At 66.0% G+C, this 16,040-nt stretch carries 16 protein-coding genes; 10 read left to right on the top strand and 6 right to left on the bottom strand.

The genetic code is table 11. The annotated features are described in order from the left end of the window. The 4 genes from ACYVLV_RS10435 to ACYVLV_RS10420 all read left to right on the top strand — a co-directional run. Positions 1-814, top strand: an 814-nt coding sequence (locus ACYVLV_RS10435) for a DUF222 domain-containing protein (protein ID WP_460809740.1), incomplete at its 5' end; no start/stop codon positions are given. Positions 815-872: 58 nt separating this feature from the next. Further along, positions 873-2,204, top strand: a complete 1,332-nt coding sequence (locus tag ACYVLV_RS10430; protein ID WP_460809739.1) for a hypothetical protein — start codon at positions 873-875, stop codon at positions 2,202-2,204. Positions 2,205-2,590: 386 nt separating this feature from the next. After that, a complete protein-coding gene (locus ACYVLV_RS10425; RefSeq protein WP_460809737.1) occupies positions 2,591-3,358 on the top strand; it encodes a rolling circle replication-associated protein in 768 nt (255 codons plus the stop codon). Then, positions 3,349-3,537: a hypothetical protein gene (locus tag ACYVLV_RS10420; protein ID WP_460809734.1), complete on the top strand. Its 189-nt coding sequence runs from the start codon at positions 3,349-3,351 to the stop codon at positions 3,535-3,537. Before ACYVLV_RS10425 ends, ACYVLV_RS10420 begins: the two co-directional genes overlap by 10 nt. A 3-nt stretch (positions 3,538-3,540) precedes the next feature. Here ACYVLV_RS10420 and ACYVLV_RS10415 read toward each other — a convergent pair whose 3' ends face one another. Next, entirely contained in the window at positions 3,541-4,956 is a 1,416-nt protein-coding gene (locus ACYVLV_RS10415) for a recombinase family protein (protein ID WP_460809733.1), read from the bottom strand. Positions 4,957-5,222: 266 nt separating this feature from the next. On the opposite strand from ACYVLV_RS10415, the gene dtd reads away from it, so the two are divergent. Next, a complete protein-coding gene (dtd, locus tag ACYVLV_RS10410) occupies positions 5,223-5,660 on the top strand; it encodes a D-aminoacyl-tRNA deacylase (RefSeq protein WP_460809730.1) in 438 nt (145 codons plus the stop codon). A gap of 46 nt (positions 5,661-5,706) precedes the next feature. Then, a complete protein-coding gene (locus ACYVLV_RS10405) occupies positions 5,707-6,354 on the top strand; it encodes a class I SAM-dependent methyltransferase (protein ID WP_460809729.1) in 648 nt (215 codons plus the stop codon). 27 nt (positions 6,355-6,381) lie between these two features. Here ACYVLV_RS10405 and ACYVLV_RS10400 read toward each other — a convergent pair whose 3' ends face one another. Next, a complete protein-coding gene (locus ACYVLV_RS10400; RefSeq protein WP_460809727.1) occupies positions 6,382-6,993 on the bottom strand; it encodes a hypothetical protein in 612 nt (203 codons plus the stop codon). A gap of 73 nt (positions 6,994-7,066) precedes the next feature. Between ACYVLV_RS10400 and ACYVLV_RS10395 the strand changes: the two genes are divergently transcribed. The 4 genes from ACYVLV_RS10395 (at position 7,067) to ACYVLV_RS10380 (ending at position 11,361) form a co-directional block, all read left to right on the top strand. Next, positions 7,067-7,555, top strand: coding sequence for a flavodoxin family protein (locus ACYVLV_RS10395; RefSeq protein WP_460809725.1), 489 nt, complete (start codon positions 7,067-7,069; stop codon positions 7,553-7,555). A 71-nt stretch (positions 7,556-7,626) separates the two neighbouring features. After that, a complete protein-coding gene (gene zwf / locus ACYVLV_RS10390; RefSeq protein ID WP_460809723.1) occupies positions 7,627-9,033 on the top strand; it encodes a glucose-6-phosphate dehydrogenase in 1,407 nt (468 codons plus the stop codon). Continuing rightward, the gene (locus ACYVLV_RS10385; RefSeq protein ID WP_460809720.1) at positions 9,026-10,873 is read left to right on the top strand and encodes a glycoside hydrolase family 15 protein; all 1,848 of its coding nucleotides are present in this window, start codon (positions 9,026-9,028) and stop codon (positions 10,871-10,873) included. The genes zwf and ACYVLV_RS10385 overlap by 8 nt, the downstream gene beginning before the upstream one ends. Next, a complete protein-coding gene (locus ACYVLV_RS10380) occupies positions 10,870-11,361 on the top strand; it encodes a gluconokinase (RefSeq protein WP_460809718.1) in 492 nt (163 codons plus the stop codon). The genes ACYVLV_RS10385 and ACYVLV_RS10380 overlap by 4 nt, the downstream gene beginning before the upstream one ends. 23 nt (positions 11,362-11,384) lie before the next feature. Here ACYVLV_RS10380 and fadD1 read toward each other — a convergent pair whose 3' ends face one another. The 4 genes from fadD1 to ACYVLV_RS10360 are packed head-to-tail and all read right to left on the bottom strand — an operon-like array spanning position 11,385 to position 15,982. Continuing rightward, positions 11,385-12,971, bottom strand: coding sequence for a fatty-acid--CoA ligase FadD1 (gene fadD1 / locus ACYVLV_RS10375; RefSeq protein ID WP_460809717.1), 1,587 nt, complete (start codon positions 12,969-12,971; stop codon positions 11,385-11,387). A 1-nt stretch (position 12,972) separates the two neighbouring features. Next, positions 12,973-13,944: an alpha/beta hydrolase gene (locus ACYVLV_RS10370; RefSeq protein ID WP_460809714.1), complete on the bottom strand. Its 972-nt coding sequence runs from the start codon at positions 13,942-13,944 to the stop codon at positions 12,973-12,975. Next, complete coding sequence (locus ACYVLV_RS10365; protein WP_460809711.1) at positions 13,941-14,555, bottom strand: TetR/AcrR family transcriptional regulator; 615 nt, start codon at positions 14,553-14,555, stop codon at positions 13,941-13,943. The genes ACYVLV_RS10370 and ACYVLV_RS10365 overlap by 4 nt, the downstream gene beginning before the upstream one ends. Beyond that, positions 14,552-15,982: an NAD(P)-binding domain-containing protein gene (locus tag ACYVLV_RS10360; RefSeq protein ID WP_460809708.1), complete on the bottom strand. Its 1,431-nt coding sequence runs from the start codon at positions 15,980-15,982 to the stop codon at positions 14,552-14,554. The genes ACYVLV_RS10365 and ACYVLV_RS10360 overlap by 4 nt, the downstream gene beginning before the upstream one ends. Between the last annotated feature and the right edge of the window lie 58 nt (positions 15,983-16,040).

The following is a 16,040-nucleotide window of genomic DNA, read 5'->3' as shown; positions in this document are numbered from 1 at the left end:
GGCCCTGCAGGTCGCCGATGAGACCTACAAGCTGCCTGAAGCGGGCGCGACGTTTGTCGACCGGCACCTCGCGAACGCTGCGAGGTCGTGTTCGTGGGCGCAGATCCACCGCCTCGTAGAGGAAGCGACCGCCCGGTTCGACCCCGAGAAGGCTGAGGAGCAGCGCAAGCGGTGTGCGGACCGGCGTCGGTTCGACATCGGGTTGCCTCATGTCGGGATCGATGGGGTCGTCCAGGTCGACGCGTCGCTGGATCTGGCGGACGCGTTGGACCTCGAAGCAGCGATTGCTTCGGTCGCCCACCAGTTGCTGGCCTTAGGGTGCGAGGAGTCCCTCGACGTACGGCGTTCGATCGCGGCTGGGGAGATTGCTCGGGCTCAGGGGGCGCTCGACTTGGACCCAGGGGCCGGTGGTTTCGAAGAGGCTGCGCCGGTTGAGGTGCGAGCGCAGCGAGCCTCGAAACCAGCGCCCCGCACCGTCGTGCTCCACGTGCACCTCACCGATGCCGCGATCCGTGGCGAGGACAACGTCGCACGCTGTGCCAACACCCGCACCCCGATCACGGTGGAGCAGATCCGGGACTGGTGCGGGCGACCCGACACCCGGATCATCGTCCGACCGATTCTGGATGTGGATCAGCACCACTACGTCGAGGCCTACGAAATCCCCAGACGACTCGAGGAACAAGCAGAGATCACCGCCGGGACGTGTGTGTTCCCGTACTGCACCCGCGATGCGGCCAAGTGCGACACCGACCACGTCATCCCACACAACAAGGACGGCCCGACGTGTTCGTGCAACCTTGCAAGTTGCTAGTGCACCCTCACGGAGAGCGATCAAAGACAACCACCGTCAACGACACTACGGTGGCGACATGACTGATGAGACTCTCGGAACCGAAAACGAGGCGGCCGTGACTAGCGTCCCTAAACCTCTAGCCGATCTGCAATTGCAAGCTCAAAGCGCAGGCTTGCGAAGCGACACGACGGACGGTTACGACACCGACGCCGACGCCGACTCGGTCTGGCTGCGCGTCGAATACCCATCTGGGCGAGAGGTGCGAAGAGTTACTTACGCCCCCCAGGACGCCGTATTTTTGGAAGGGATCGACCTGGCGTCAGTTCGTTTCCTTCCTGACCTGCTGGCAATAGTAAACACGCTGACAGGTGACATAGAGGCACAGGTACGGACCCGAAACATGACAACGAACCTGCGGCGAATTCCGGGGTTCGAGGAACTGGAATCGGTCGAGAATGACGGGGAAGAGCCGGCGGAAGAGACACCTTTCTTTCGTAGGGTTCGGAATTGGCGGCTTTGCGTCGAACGCGACGGGGTAAAACTCGAACTGGGAACTGCAAGCGATTATTTCCGCGCGGTGAGAGGTATTTCTCGCCGATCTAACGTAGTGACGTTGAAGTTGTCGGGGTTGGAGCACGAGAAGACTGACGCAACTGCAGAATCACTGCGAAAACTCAGTGACTCTTTTTTCTTTGACCTGGATGTCCGTTATGGGGCCGTCATCGAGCTAGTGGCCGGATGGTCGAGAACTAATCGGATCCGCCTTCGACCGGATTCTGTGACTCGACCGGCTGATTTTCCGGTGAACCGTTACCCGTCTCAACCCATCGGTCTCTACAGGTATGGGAGATCAGCACAGGGACTCCCGCTCCTTTCCTTTCTCGCGTTTTATCAAGTTCTCGAGTATTTTTTTCCTATATTCACGCAGGATGAGGTAACGAGAAAAGTTCAGCAAACGATCAGGAATCCACTATTTGATGCATCCGACAATCTGTCGATAGTGCGTCTTGTCGAAGCGATGCGACCGACCATCAAGTTTGGGATGTCCGAGAGGGAGCAGCTAAGAGCAGCGATTCGCAGATGTTTAGATGGGGATTCAATCCTTCGGTATATCAATAGTTCTGAGATGGCCAAAGACCATTTTTGCAACAAGAAGCAGGCAGTCGCGGGTCTACTGCCCCTGAGAATGGGGTCGTCCAACGCTGACATTCGGGATCAAGTGGCCGACAGAATCTATGACATTAGATGCAGGATTGTTCATACCAAGTCAGACGGCGGCGAGGGCGGCGTTGAACTTCTAATGCCTACTGGTCCCGAAGCCAGGTCTCTAGCGCCCGACATCGAGTTGGTCCGTCTTGCTGCACAAGAGGCAATCATCGCGGGGGCCTCACCTCTTGACTTGAAGTAGCAACGAAACTCGTTTGGTCGTGAGGGTGGCGTCGTGCGGGGCGGGCGGGGGTGTCTCTCGGGTCGCAGGGGCCCCGGGCGCGCGACGTAGGAGCGCGGTTGGGGTGGCGGCACACCCCCGCCGGGCACGACGACACCCGGACCGCAGGGCGGTGCGTGTGGCAGGATGACGCCCAGATGGCCCGCTTGCGGGCGATTCCGAATCGAAGTTGCGCCACCGGGTCCGTGGGCCGTTCCACGGAGAAGCACATATGCGCGTTACCGGATGCTGAGAACAGATACGCCCATCACTGACACCAGGGCATACGGCTAGGGCCTCGACTCCCTTTTGCCCTCTCTCCGGTCGAGGTCGAAGTCCTCTTTCGGCTTCGTTCCTGGGAGTTCCTGGTGGCCTCTGTTGTTGATGCGTTGTCCCGTCCTGATGCGGGTTGGTTTTTGTCGTTGTATCCCTCGGCTGGTGAGGCGGGGGGCTCGTTTCAGTCCTCGTATCGTCCACGTGGGTCGGGGTGGGTGCCGGGTACGCCTGCTGCTGATCCGGAGCGGTCACGCTCTGAGGCGGCTCGTCGTGCGCGGGGGAAGGTGCGGCGGTATTGCGCGGCGAATCGGTTGAACCGGTTCGGGACACTGACCTACGCCGGTACGGGTGTGCATGACCCTGCTCAAGCGCGGGCTGACGCGGCGGTGTTCTTTCGTCGGTTGCGCACCGGCCTGGGTGGTCGCTCGTTGCCGTATCTGTGGGTGCCGGAGTGGCACAAGACCGGCCATGGCCTGCACCTGCACTTCGCGGTCGGCCAGTACGTGCCGCGGGGCCTGGTCGAGGCGTCGTGGGGGCATGGGTTCGTCCATATCAAGCGGATCGGTGATCTGCCGGTCGGGTCGACTTCGCTGCACGAGGCGCGGAAGGCCGCGGGGTACTTATCGAAGTACGTATCGAAGTCGTTCGACGCTGATGAGGGCTCGCGGGCAGGTCGGCTGCATCGCTATGACGTGGGCCAGGGGTTCCAGCCGCCGGTGATGCGGCTGAGTGGGCGGTGGTCCGGTGAGGTGCTGGGGAAGGCTCAAGCGGTGATGGGGGCCGCGCCGGCGAGGTGCTGGTCCTCGGATGAGGCGGAGGACTGGCAGGGTCCGCCGGCGGTGTGGTTCGCATGGGACTGAGCCACCTTACTGATGAGGAACTGGCCGCGTGGGTGACGGCTTCGTGTGAGGCTCAGGGCGTCCCGGTGAGGGTCACTGATCCGACGGTGGTGCGGAGGGTGGGGACGCTGCTGGGCGCGGCCACGGCGGGGACGCGGGCGCGCAAGCGCAGCGGCACCCGCGGAACCGACGGGACGTGACCATCAGTGGAGCCACACGACGCCCACCCGGGCAGGGTCCAGCACCTGGGATGCTGGGGCACCGGGGCTGATGACGATGTGGTCGACCAGGGCTTTGACCACTGCGACCTGGCGGGACAGGTTCATCGTTGCCCAGTTGTCGCGCAGTCCTTGCCCATTGCCGACCAGTCCGGTCAGGGCGGTGGTGTGGGTCAGGGTCGCTAACTGGCGTTGGGCGGCTTCAGCGCGAGCCTGGATGGGTTTCTTCGCGGTCAGCCACTCGCTCATGGTGACCTGGCGGTTGCCGTAGGCGGCGGAGAGTTCTTCGAGCTGCTCTTTGGCCTGGTCTAACTCAGTGGTCAACTCATTCACGCGAACATCAGCACTTGACCTACCGGCGATGGTGTCGGCCAGCGCGGGAGTGTCGAGCCGGAAGAACACGGCGTCGAGGAGCAACCGCTCTAGGGGTTCGGCCGTGATGGTCATGCGCCCACAACCTCCCTGATCGGGCCCTGACACGCAGACGTATCGCCGCGTTCTCGTTCCGTTGGGGTTGGTGCGTGCGCTGGAGAACAGGCGGTTTCCGCAGCGACTGCACCGGCACAGACCAGAGAGCAGGTACCGCTGGGGTGCGCGGCGTCCTGAGACCTTCCTCTGAGCGAACATGGCCAGGACCCGGCGGTGGTCGTCTTCGGTGATGATGGCGTCCCATTGGCCGGGTCCGACAACGACTCCTTTCAGGGCGCGTAGTCCGGCGTACTTGGGGTTCATGAGCATTCCGCGCAGGGTGCTGGTGCGCCAACCGGAGTTGCGGACGGTCGGGATCTCTTCGTCTTGCAGCCACGCGGCCAGGGAATTGGCGGATTCGCCCGCGAGGAACCTCGCTACGACGGTGCGGAAGACTGCTGCTTCGTCGGGGCGGATGGTGATGCCGTCGGACTCGTAGCCGAATGCTCGGGTTGAGTTGTTGCCGGGTTTGCCTTCGGCGGCGTTCTGCTGGTGCTTGCGGGTGATGCGGCGGGACTTCGATGCGGACTCTGCTGAGGCAAAGATCGCCAGCATCCGGATCATCGAAAGGCCGTCCACGGTGCCGATATCGGCGTCACTGCCCACGAACCGGACGTGGGTGACTCCTGCGGCCTGGACGGTGTCGACGAACTTCTCGAGGTCGCGTGGCTGTCGGGTGAGGCGGTCGAGGTGGTAGACGATCACAGCGTCGACCAGGCCATCGGTCAGGTCAGCGAGCATCCGTTCGTACTCGGGACGGGGCTTGCCGGAGTAGGCCGACACATCGTTGTCGACGTACTCGCCACCCACCGCCCAGCCCAACGAGTCGGCTAGTTTGCGGCAGTCTTCTAACTGTCGGTTGACCCCGGCCCCGGCTCCCTCGATGTCGTGAGAGATGCGGGCGTAGAGCGCGGTGGCGGTGGGCTTGTTCATGGGGGGGCAGATTAGCAACGTGCAAGGAACTTGGCGCCGTTGTGCCGGCGACACCACCGAGCCAAAACCCACAGCAGATGGTCCTACGTGGTCCTCGATCCTGGGGTCTACCTCTGGACAACGCCGACCGGGTTCGACCTGCTCCGCGATCAACGCGGAACCCAACGACTAGAACCCGACCCAGCCGAACCCTGACCACCGAGCCCCGACAGCCCGACCATCCACGTGAGGTCGGGCTATCAGTGCGTCCCTGGCACGATGGCCACGTGCGAGCCCTGATCCAACGTGTCACCGCCGCCTCCGTCACCAGCGACGGAGAGCAGGTTGGTTCGATCGGGCCGGGGCTCTGCGTCCTCGTGGGCGTCACTCACGACGACACCCCTGCCCAGGCCGAGAAGCTCGCCAACAAGATCGCGAAGCTTCGGATCTTCGATGACCAGGCCGGCGTGATGAACAGATCGGTCCTCGACGAGGCCGGGGAGGTTCTCGTGGTCAGCCAGTTCACGCTGTACGCCGACACCGCGAAGGGCAACCGGCCCAGCTACGTTGCAGCAGCACGCCCCGAGGTCGCCGAGCCCCTGTGTCAGGCCGTTGTCGACGCTCTGCGAACGCTAGGCGTATCAGTGGGGACCGGCCGGTTCCGGACACACATGCAGGTGACCCTGACCAACGATGGACCCGTGACGGTCTCCCTCGAGGTGTGAGTCTCCCCCTTATGCCTCGACACGCCATCGTCGTTAGATTGGCTGGATGCAGGCCTCTGAACACTCCGGACATTCACCCCACACGGGCGCGCCCCAACCCACGCCCTGGCCGGGCCTCACCGACGAAGCGCATTCACGTGACTACGTCGAGCGCTTCCGTGAGATGGCCGCACACGGACAGGACCTCCAGGGCGAGGCTCGTCTCGTCGACGCCCTGGCCCCGCGCGGCGCCCGCCTCCTCGACGCGGGCTGCGGACCCGGGCGACACGGCGGTCACTTGGCCGGCCTTGGTCACCACGTGGTCGGAGCCGACATCGATGCCCTGCTGATCGAGGCAGCGCGCGCCGACCATCCCGACGCGACGTGGGTCGTCTCCGATCTGTCCGAGTTGGATCTCGCCGCTCACGGTGAGGCGGAGCCGTTCGACGGCGCCTTCATCGTGGGCAACGTGATGGACTTCGTGAGCCCGCCGGTCCGCACGCGTGTGCTGGAACGAATGGACGCCCACCTCCGTCCTGACGGGTTTCTCATGATCGGGTGCCGGACCAGTCGCGACTTCGGTCCCGCCGATCTGGATGAGGCCGCGTCGGGAACGGCCCTGGTTCTCGAGCAACGCTTCGCGACCTTCGACCTGCGCCCCTGGACCGACGACGCCACCTTCTGCGTCAGCGTCCTGCGCAAGGCAAGCCGCTGACCTTGCCCTGTCTCATCAGGGTAGGGGTCAAGACGTCTCGTTGACGGTGACCTGCCGTTGGCTGATGTCGAGGCGGAGCAGTCTGCTGGCCAGGTCGACACCGGGACCAAGAAGCACGATGACGGCAATAGTTCCGGCTCCCAGGGTGGCTCCGAGCAACCAGCCCACGAGTGCACCACCGCCCTGTACGAGGCTGTAACTCCAACGGAAGGGCACCGGCGGGTCCCACGCCAACGCCGCAGCCTCGGCAGGTCCAGCGCCTGTCTGGCTGCCGAGGTAGGTCGCGATCCCGACCGCCAACACCGGGAACGCTGCGGCCAACAGCACCACCTGACCCACCAGCTGGTCTGGCGTCCTCAGCACCCCGAGCATCACGGACACGGTGAATCCGACGACGACCACCTGCACCACGGTCCCCGGCCCCGGATAGACCTGGCGCGAGGCGGCGACCAACAAGAAGAGCGCGCCGACGATGAAGTTTGCGGTCAAGAACGAGACACCCAGCGCTATCGCGAACCCGTTGACAAGGGTCGAGTAGCCGTCCGAGCCTAGATCGGCGGTCAGGAGCATCGCCACGCCAAGTCCGAGGACAACGCAACCAGCGGCCACCATGACGATCCGCGCAGGTGAGTAGGCCATTTCGACGTCAACCTACGCCGTCCCGCCAGCATCGTCGATGCCGCACAGGTCGAACCTCTGGGAGGGTGGCCCCATGCCCTCGCTGCTGGTCATTCATCACTCCCCCACCCCGACGGTTCGATCGTTGACCGATGCGGTCATCGCGGGCGCGAATGACGATTCCATCGAAGGCGTTGACGTAGTGGTCCGGCAGGCACTCGAGGCGTCCGCCGACGACGTACGGTCCGCCGACGCCTATGTGTTGGGCACACCGGCGAACTTCGGCTACATGTCCGGCGCGCTGAAGCACTTCTTCGATTCCTTGTTCCTCGAGATCGGCGGCTCTCTCGCCGACGACGGATCGGCGAGCGGTGGGCAGGCCCCGGCCACGAAGCCCTTCGGTCTCTACGTGCACGGTCGCTACGACACCAGTGGCGCCGTCCGGTCGGTCCTGTCCATCACCGGCGCCCTGCCATGGACCCAGGCCGCGCCGGTCCTTGACGTCATGGGCGAAGTGAATGAGCCAGCCCTCGAAGGGGCGTACGAGCTCGGGGCCACACTCGCCGCTCTCCTGATCGCGTGACTCACCCCCACGGGTGAAGGACCCCACATCGTCCGTGAATTGTCGGGACCACGCTCGTAGGCTGAAGCGTGATGAGCGACCACGACGCAGACCTCAGCCCGCATGTCCTCGTACTCTTCGGCGCCACCGGCGACCTTGCCCAACGCAAGTTGTTCCCCGGTCTCTACCGATTGGCGGCTGCCGGCCGACTCCCTGAGGAGTACGCCGTCATCGGCACCGGACGCCACTCCCCCGGAACCGATGAGGAGTTCCGTTCCGAGATGCGCGAGGCCCTCGAGGACAGCCTGGACGATCTCGACGACGGTGTCGCCGACGACGTCCTGTCCCGGGTTCGGTTCGTGGTCTCCGACGCCGACGACGGGGCAGACCTGGCCCAAGCGGTCCGCGAGACCGAGGACCGGTTCGAGGGTGAGGTACGCCGCCTCGTCTACTTGTCCGTGCCCCCCTCCGCGATGATCGGCATCATCGAGATGCTCGACCGGGAGGACCTGACCGACCGAGCACGCCTGGTCGTCGAGAAGCCGTTCGGCATGGACCTCGACTCGGCCCGCGAACTCGACGCGGCGCTCCACGACGTCGTCGAGGAGGCCCAGATCTTCCGGATCGATCACTTCCTCGGCAAGGAGACGGTGCAGAACATCCTGGCTCTGCGTTTTGCCAACGGCCTCTTCGAGCCGGCTTGGCACCGCGACACCGTGGAGTCGGTCCAGATCGACGTCCCCGAGGAACTCGGACTCGAGGGGCGAGGCAGCTTCTATGAGTCCACGGGGGCTCTGCGCGACATGATCTCCACCCATCTGTTCCAGATCCTCGGCTTCGTGGCCCTCGAGGACCCGGGCTGCTTCGACGAGAAGCACGTCCGCGACGCCAAGTCGGCGGTGTTCGACGCCCTCCGCCCGCTGGATCCGGCGCGCGTGGTTCGCGGTCAGTACGACGGCTACCGCGACGAGGAGGACGTCGAGGACGACTCGCAGGTCGAGACCTTCGTGGCTATCGAGACCTACGTCGACAACGACCGTTGGCGAGACGTCCCGTTCTACCTCCGCACCGGCAAGTCCATGGCGTCGACCCGGCGGACGATCACCCTGCGCTTCCGCACCCCGAAGACTGAGCTGTTCGACGGCGACCCCGGGCCCAACGACCTGATGCTCGAGCTCACCGACGACGCCCAGATCACCGTGCACGCCCGTGCGAAACGGCCCGGGCCGGACATGGTCCTCACCGACGCGACGATGCGTCTCGACCTGGGCGAACAGACCCCGGACGACGAACCGCTCCAGGCCTACGAACGGCTCCTCCTCGATGTGCTGCGCGGGGACCAGACCCTCTTCACCCGTTCCGACGAGGTCGAACGACTCTGGGAGGTGTGCGCACCGGTCCTGGAAGATCCACCCGACCTGCAGACCTACGAGACCGGCTCCTGGGGGCCCGAAGCGGCGCTGGACCTGCCGCGCGGCGGCTGGCGGCTCCGTGCCTGACGACAACGAACACCCCTGGGTCCCGATCTCCGACCACGGATTGATCGGGGACCTTCGCAGTTGCGCTTTGGTCGGCACCGAGGGAACCATCGACTGGTTCTGTGCCCCACGGTTCGACTCCCCCAGCGTCTTCGGAGGGATCCTCGACCCCGACGCCGGCTCCTGGCAGATCGAACCCGTCGACGGCACCACCAGCACCAGCCAGTTCTACTACCCCGATTCGGCCATCCTGGTCACCCGCCTCCACACCGAGGAGGGCGTCGCCGAGGTCCACGACTTCATGCCGATCCGCAAGGCCCACGACGACCAGCACCAGCAGCGCCTGGTGCGTCGCGTGGTCGCGGTCCGCGGCAGTGTGCGGATCAGGATGGCTCTGGCGGCCCGGCCGGACTACGGCCGAGTCGAGCCCACCCTCGACCAATCGGGCGACGGGATCCTGATCAGCGGGGACGGCGTACGCCTGCATCTGACTGCGACCGCCGACGTGTCCGTGGAGGGCCCCGACATCACGGCAGACCTGCGGTTGAGCCGCGGCGAAGAGGTCCAGTTCGTCCTTCGGGTTCTCGACGAGGACGAGCAGGTCGATGCCGCCTCCGACCCTGCCGACCCCGCGGACCTGTTCGGTCAGACGGTGACCTTCTGGCAGACCTGGCTCGCGCATTCGACGTACGCCGGACGCTGGCGGGAGACCGTCAACCGCTCGGCGATCACCCTCAAGCTCCTCACTCACGAGCCCAGCGGCGCGATCATCGCGGCCCCGACCACGAGTCTGCCCGAGTCCATCGGGGGTGAGCGCAACTGGGACTACCGGTTCGTGTGGGTGCGCGACGCCGCCTTCAGCCTCTACGCGCTGCTGCGGCTCGGGTTCACCGACGAGGCAGGCGCCTTCATGGGCTGGCTGTCCGAACGGATCAGTGAACGTGAGCGTGAGGCGTCCACCGCCAGCAAGGACGACCTCGGTCCTCTGCGGGTCCTCTACGACATCGACGGCAACGTCCCGGAGGAGGAGATCGAGCTCGATCACCTGCGCGGCTACCGGGACTCCCAACCCGTCCGCGTCGGGAACGCCGCCGTGCACCAACTCCAACTCGACATCTACGGCGAGCTGATCGACTCGGTCTATCTGTTCAACAAATACGGCCCCGGGATCAGCCACGACGCCTGGGCCGACCTGACCGCGCTGCTCGAATGGCTGCTGGACAACTGGGACCGCGCCGACGCCGGCATGTGGGAGATCCGGGACGAACCCCGCAAACACACCACCTCGCGCCTGATGTGTTGGGTGGCGGTCGAGCGGATGATGCGCACCGCCCGCCAGCGCGGCCTGCCCGGTGATCTGTCCCGGTGGTCGGAGGTGCGCGACCAGATCACCGAACGCATCCTCGCCGACTGCTGGAACCCCGACCTCGGCGAATCCGGTGCGTTCGTCCAGCACGAGGGCGCCACCACCCTGGACGCCGGCGTACTGCTGATGCCGCTGGTGAAGTTCGTGGCTCCCAACGACCCCCGATTCGTCTCCACGCTCGGGGCGATCGAGGACGGTCTGGTTTCCGACAGTTTGGTGTTCCGCTACAACGCCGAGGAGTCCTCCGACGGTCTGGACGGCGGCGAGGGGACGTTCTCGCTCTGCTCGTTCTGGTACGTCGAGGCCCTGACCCGGGTCGGACGCCTAAAGGACGCGCGCCTGGCCCTGGAGAAGATGTTCACCTACGCCAACCACCTCGGTCTCTACTCCGAGCAGGTCGGCCTGTCCGGTGAGCAACTCGGCAACTTCCCCCAGGCCTTCACCCATCTCAGCCTGATCAGCGCGGCGATGAACCTCGACCGCGCGCTGGCATGAGCCGCCCCCTGGTCGTCGGTGGGGTCTCGGGGACCGGCAAGACCACAGTGGGCCGGGAGGTCGCGGATCGACTGGGACGCCCCTTCCTCGACGCCGACGACCTCCACTCCGATGCCTCGGTCGCCAAGATGGCGGCCGGGACCCCGTTGACCGACGAGGACCGGTGGCCCTGGCTGGACGCCGTCGCCGCGTGGCTGGCCGAGCACCCCGACGGGGTGTGCGCCTGTTCGGCGTTACGCCGCGCCTACCGGGACCGTCTGCGGGCCGGTGCGCCCGGCGTACGCGTCGTCATGCTGTCCGCCCCGGCCGAGGTCCTAGCCGAACGCCTGCGGTCGCGGCGTGGGCACTACATGCCCTCGTCACTGCTCAACTCGCAACTCGCGACGTACGAACCCGGCACGGACGACGAGTCGGTCGACACCGTGGACGTGAGCGGCACACCCGACGAGGTCGTGGCCGCCGTCCTCGATCGCCTGGACGTTGCCTAGGCGACAGGGTTGCCTCCCCCCGTTCAGGCCGGCGTGTACGACGTCCCGCGCTCCGCACGCACCCACAGGGTCCCGGCGCCAGCGGTGGGGCCCTCGGCGATCAACTCACGCTTGAGGATCTTGTTCGTCGCGGTCGATGGCAGATCTGCGGCGATCCGGACGAAACGTGGCCACGCCTTGGGTGACAGATCGGCCTGGTCGGCGAGGAACGCCTCGAACTCCGCCTCACTCAACGAGGCCCCGTCGCGCAGGACCATGGCCGCCATCACCTGGTCGCCGACCTCGTCCTTGCCCTGCCTCACGGCGTAGACCGCAACTCTGCTCAGCGATTCCAGTCGTTGGAGCACCCGCTCGATAGGTGCCGCCGCAAGGTTCTCCCCGTCAACGCGCATCCAGTCGGCGGTGCGGCCGGCGAGATAGATCCACCCCTCGGAGTCCCGGTAGGCCAGATCCCCCGACCAGAACATGCCGTCACGCATTCGGTCGTCGGTCGCGGTCTCGTCCTTGTAGTAGCCCTGGAAGTAGCCCGCACCCTGGGTGTTCACCAGTTCACCGACCGCCTGATCGGCGTTCGACAGGGCACCGTGCTCGTCGAACTGCGCGACCGCACACTCCTGACCGGTGTCGGCGTTGTAGATGGCCACCCCTTCGCGGCCCTTGCCGACCGAGCCGGGCGGCGTCCCGTCCTCGCGGGTGATGATGATGGCCAGTTCGGTGGAACCGAACCCGTCGATCACCCGGCACCCGAAGCGGCGGGCGAAGTCGTCGATGTCCCGGTCGCTGGCCTCGTTGCCGAAGGCGACCCGCAGCGAGTTGTCCGCGTCGTCGGGTCCCGGCGGCGTCGCCAGGACGTAGGCCAACGGCTTGCCCACGTAGTTCGCGTACGTCACGTCGTAGCGGCGGACGTCGTCGAGGAACTGGGAGGCCGAGAACTTCGCGGGCACCATCGTTGCGCCACCCGCCACGGCGATGCCCCACCCGGCGACCACCGCGTTGGAGTGGAACAGCGGCATCGAGATGTAGCAGACGTCCTCGGGGGTCAACGAGACCCGGCCGACCAGATCGAGACCGGCGAACAGCACCATCAGGTGCGCCACTTGGACGGCCTTCGGCTCACCGCTGGTGCCGGAGGTGAAGATCATCATGAAGGTGTCCATGGCCTCGACCTCGGTGTGAGGGACCAGTTCCTCGGTCCCGGCACCCGCTGCCACCGCACGCCACTCGTCGGAGTCGACGCCCACGACCCGGACGTCACGCAGGTCCAGCCCGTCCAGCAGGTGGCGGTACTCGTCGGCGACCAACAGGATCTGGCACTCCGAGCGAGCGATGTCCGCCGCCAGGGCCAGATCACGACGCGTCGTGTTGAGGCCCACCAGGACATACCCACCCAGGGCCGCGGCCGCCATCGAACGCAGCATCTCGGGGGTGTTCCCCAGCAGGACACCCACGTGCAGGGGTCGGTCGGGGTCGGCCAGGTCGATCAATGTGTGGGCCTCGGCGCACGCCTCGTCGACGTACTGCTCCCAGGTCCACGTCTCGTCATGGTGCCGTACGGCGATGGTCTGCTCGTGGGCGCGTTCGCGCAGAAGTTGCTGCAGGTTCTCGGCCATCTCAGCTCTCCTTACTCGTGGCGGTCAGGTGGCGGGTCAGGAAGGCCACCTGGTGCTCGACGGTGGCCTCGAACCAGTCCTTGCCGGGCCAGACGTCGAAGTGGTCGCACGGGTAGTGCCGCACCTCGGCGCGGCCCTTGAAGGCCGCCTTCGCCGCGGCCTGCGGCGGAGCGCTGCGGTCGAAGTCGGCGATCTGCACCAACATCGGGCAGGCGACGTTCTTCGCCTCGGTGATCGGGCGGTGAGCCCCCAACTGCAGCCCGACGGTGGCGTCGATCTCGTTGCGCCAGGTCGGACCGGCCAGGGCGAGGTAGTCCTCGCGGAGCCCCTCGAGCGTCAGGGCGGCCAAGTCACCGGGCTCCCCCACCACCGCCATCATCACCGGCGGCCTCCCCCGGACACCGGCGACCTTGCTGCGCACGCCCGCGACAGTGGACTTCAGCAACGCGGACTTCGGGTGCGAGGCCAGGGCGTGACGTCCCGCAGCGCGGCCGTCCACCAAGGGGGTCAGCGACACGATCGCAGCGACATCCTCACGTCCGGCACCGGCGGCCAGGACGTGGCCACCGGCCAGGGAGACTCCCCACAACACCAGTCGGCTCGGGTCGACGCCGGGTCGGGTGGCGGCGGCCGCCATGGCGGCCTGGAAGTCCTTCACCTGACCGGTGACAACGACCGTCTGACGAGGATGCCCACCGCTGGCTCCGAAACCCCGGTAGTCGAAGGCGAACACATCGAGACCGGCTGCGGCCAGGCGCTGGGCGAACGGGGCCAACCCCGAATCCTTCGTCCCCGCTAGCCCGTGGGCCATGACCACGATCGGCCGACCGGCCGGTCCGGAGAAACGATCACCCTGCCCGGCGAAGTGCCACGCGTCGCAGGTGGTGCCGCCGGAATCGAAACTGACCTGTTCGGAGCCCGCAGGCACCGATGAGGTGTGGTCGGGCAACTGGCTCGTCTCTGTCGAGGTCATCGATCGGTCCTTCCGTAGATCGCGTTGAGCCACACGGTCACGGTGGCGTTGAGGAGGTCCTCGTGGTTGAGATCGGTGCCCCGAGCCAGACGCTCGAGCATCCGGTCGTTCAGATCCAGCAGCACCGTGGCCAGGGCCTGGGAGTCGGCGGCCGTCGGGCCATCGGGGGCGTTCCCGGCGGCTCGTTCGGCATCGATGATGGCTGCGACCGGACCGACGAACGAGGACCGGTCGCTGTCCCACATCTCCCGGACGGCCGAACTGGTCGCTCGGGCCTCGAGCATGGCCCGGTAGAGGTGTTGGTGCCTCTCCCAGGCCCCGAAGACCTGCCGGATCGTTGCCTCGATGTTGGCGGCGGGGCCTGCATCGCCGGTCAGGTGGGCAGCGGCGGCGAACACCTCGTCGTACATCTCGTTGCTGAGCGCGGCGACCGCCGCCTGCTTGTTCTCGAAGTAGAAGTAGAACGCCGACCGGGTCACCCCCGCTCGACGGGAGATCTCCGCGATGTTGATCGAGTCGAGGTGCCCCTGCCCGTCCTGCAGCAGGCTGTCCAGCGACGCCAGCAGGGCAGTACGCCGCTGATCACCTCGGTGGGCTGCGGAGGCGCTCACCGGGCGACAGGGGTTCGACGGGCCGTGCTGCGTATGCGTTGCGCGCCGGCCGGTAGTTCCTTGGTGCGCAGGTCGTGCTCGTAGACGAAGTAGTCGACCTGCTGGGTGTGCCGGGGCCGGTCCAGGACGTGGCCGGTGTACTTCTGCTGGTCCTCGACGATGACGCGCTCCATCGTCTCGACATCCGGCAGGGCGTAGCGACCCACCGCGTAGGCCGCCAGCAGGCGTGCCTGGCTCTCCACGAACGGGAACAGGGTCGGGGTCGACTGCGCGAACCCCATGAACACCAGATCGTCGATGCCGGGCTTGAACATCCGCTTGAACAGCGGGATCTGGTTGTCCGGCGCGCTGAGGAACTCGGGGTCGAAGAAGGGGAAGGTGATGTTGTACCCCGTGGCGTAGACGATGACGTCGAACTCCGAGGAGGTCCCGTCCTCGAAGTGCACCGTCTTGCCGTCCAGCAGCCTGACGTTGCCCTTGGGCGTGACGTCACCGGAGCCGAGCCGCAGGGGCAGCTCCACCGACTGGGTCGGGTGGGCCTCGAAGAACTTGTGGTTCGGCGCGGGCAGGCCGTAGAGCTCGGGGTTGGTCCCCGCAAAGATCTGCATCTTCTGCAGGACCCACCGCTGCCAGGCCAACGGGATGTGCGGGCTGGTCACGAAGTACTTGTCCGCGGGCAGACCGCCGCTGTACTTCGGGACGATCCAGGCGCTCGAACGCGTCGACAGCGTGACCTCGTTCTGCAGCGACCGGGAGGACAGCTCGACGGTGATGTCGGCTGCACTGTTACCCAGACCGACGACCAGGATGCGCTTCCCGGTGAACTCGAGCGGGTCGTGCGGGTCGATGTAGTGGTGGGAGTGGATCGACTCACCGGTGAACTCACCGGGGAACTCCGCCGTACGCGGATCCCAGTGGTGGCCGTTCGCCACCACAAGCAGGTCGAAGCGGCGGGTCGCACCGGCCTGGTCGACCAGTTCCCATCCTCCCCCGTCCAGACGGGTGGCGCTAACGACGCCGTTCTCGAACTCGATGTGGCGCTTGAGATCGAAGGCCTCGGCGTACCCCTCGAGGTACTCCTTGATCAGGGTGTGGTGCGGGAAGTCCGGGTAGTGCTCGGGCATCGGGTAGTCCTTGAAGGACAGCCGGTGCTTCGAGGTGTCGATGTGCAGCGAGCGATAGGCGCTGCTGTGACCGTTCGGGTTGCCGAAGGCCCAGTTGCCGCCGATCCGATCCGAGCTTTCGAAGCAGGTGTAGTCGACGCCGTAGTCGGCCAGCATCTTGCCCGAGGTCAGGCCGCTGATGCCGGCTCCGATCACGGCGGCGGTCTGACGGGGTCGACCGTCGGCTCGGTGGGTGGGGGTGGTGTGCGCCCCAGAACTGCTTCGGACACTGCTGACATCTGTCACGGTGGGTGTGCTCCTCATCACTCGGTGAAGCGACCCTACCGCTGTTTTGACACGTGTCAATAGATCGCTGTGAGCG

The sequence above is a fragment of the Nocardioides salsibiostraticola genome (assembly GCF_054783655.1).
The sequence above is the reverse complement of the archived record's forward strand: the minus strand, read 5'-3'. Positions and strand labels throughout refer to the sequence as shown.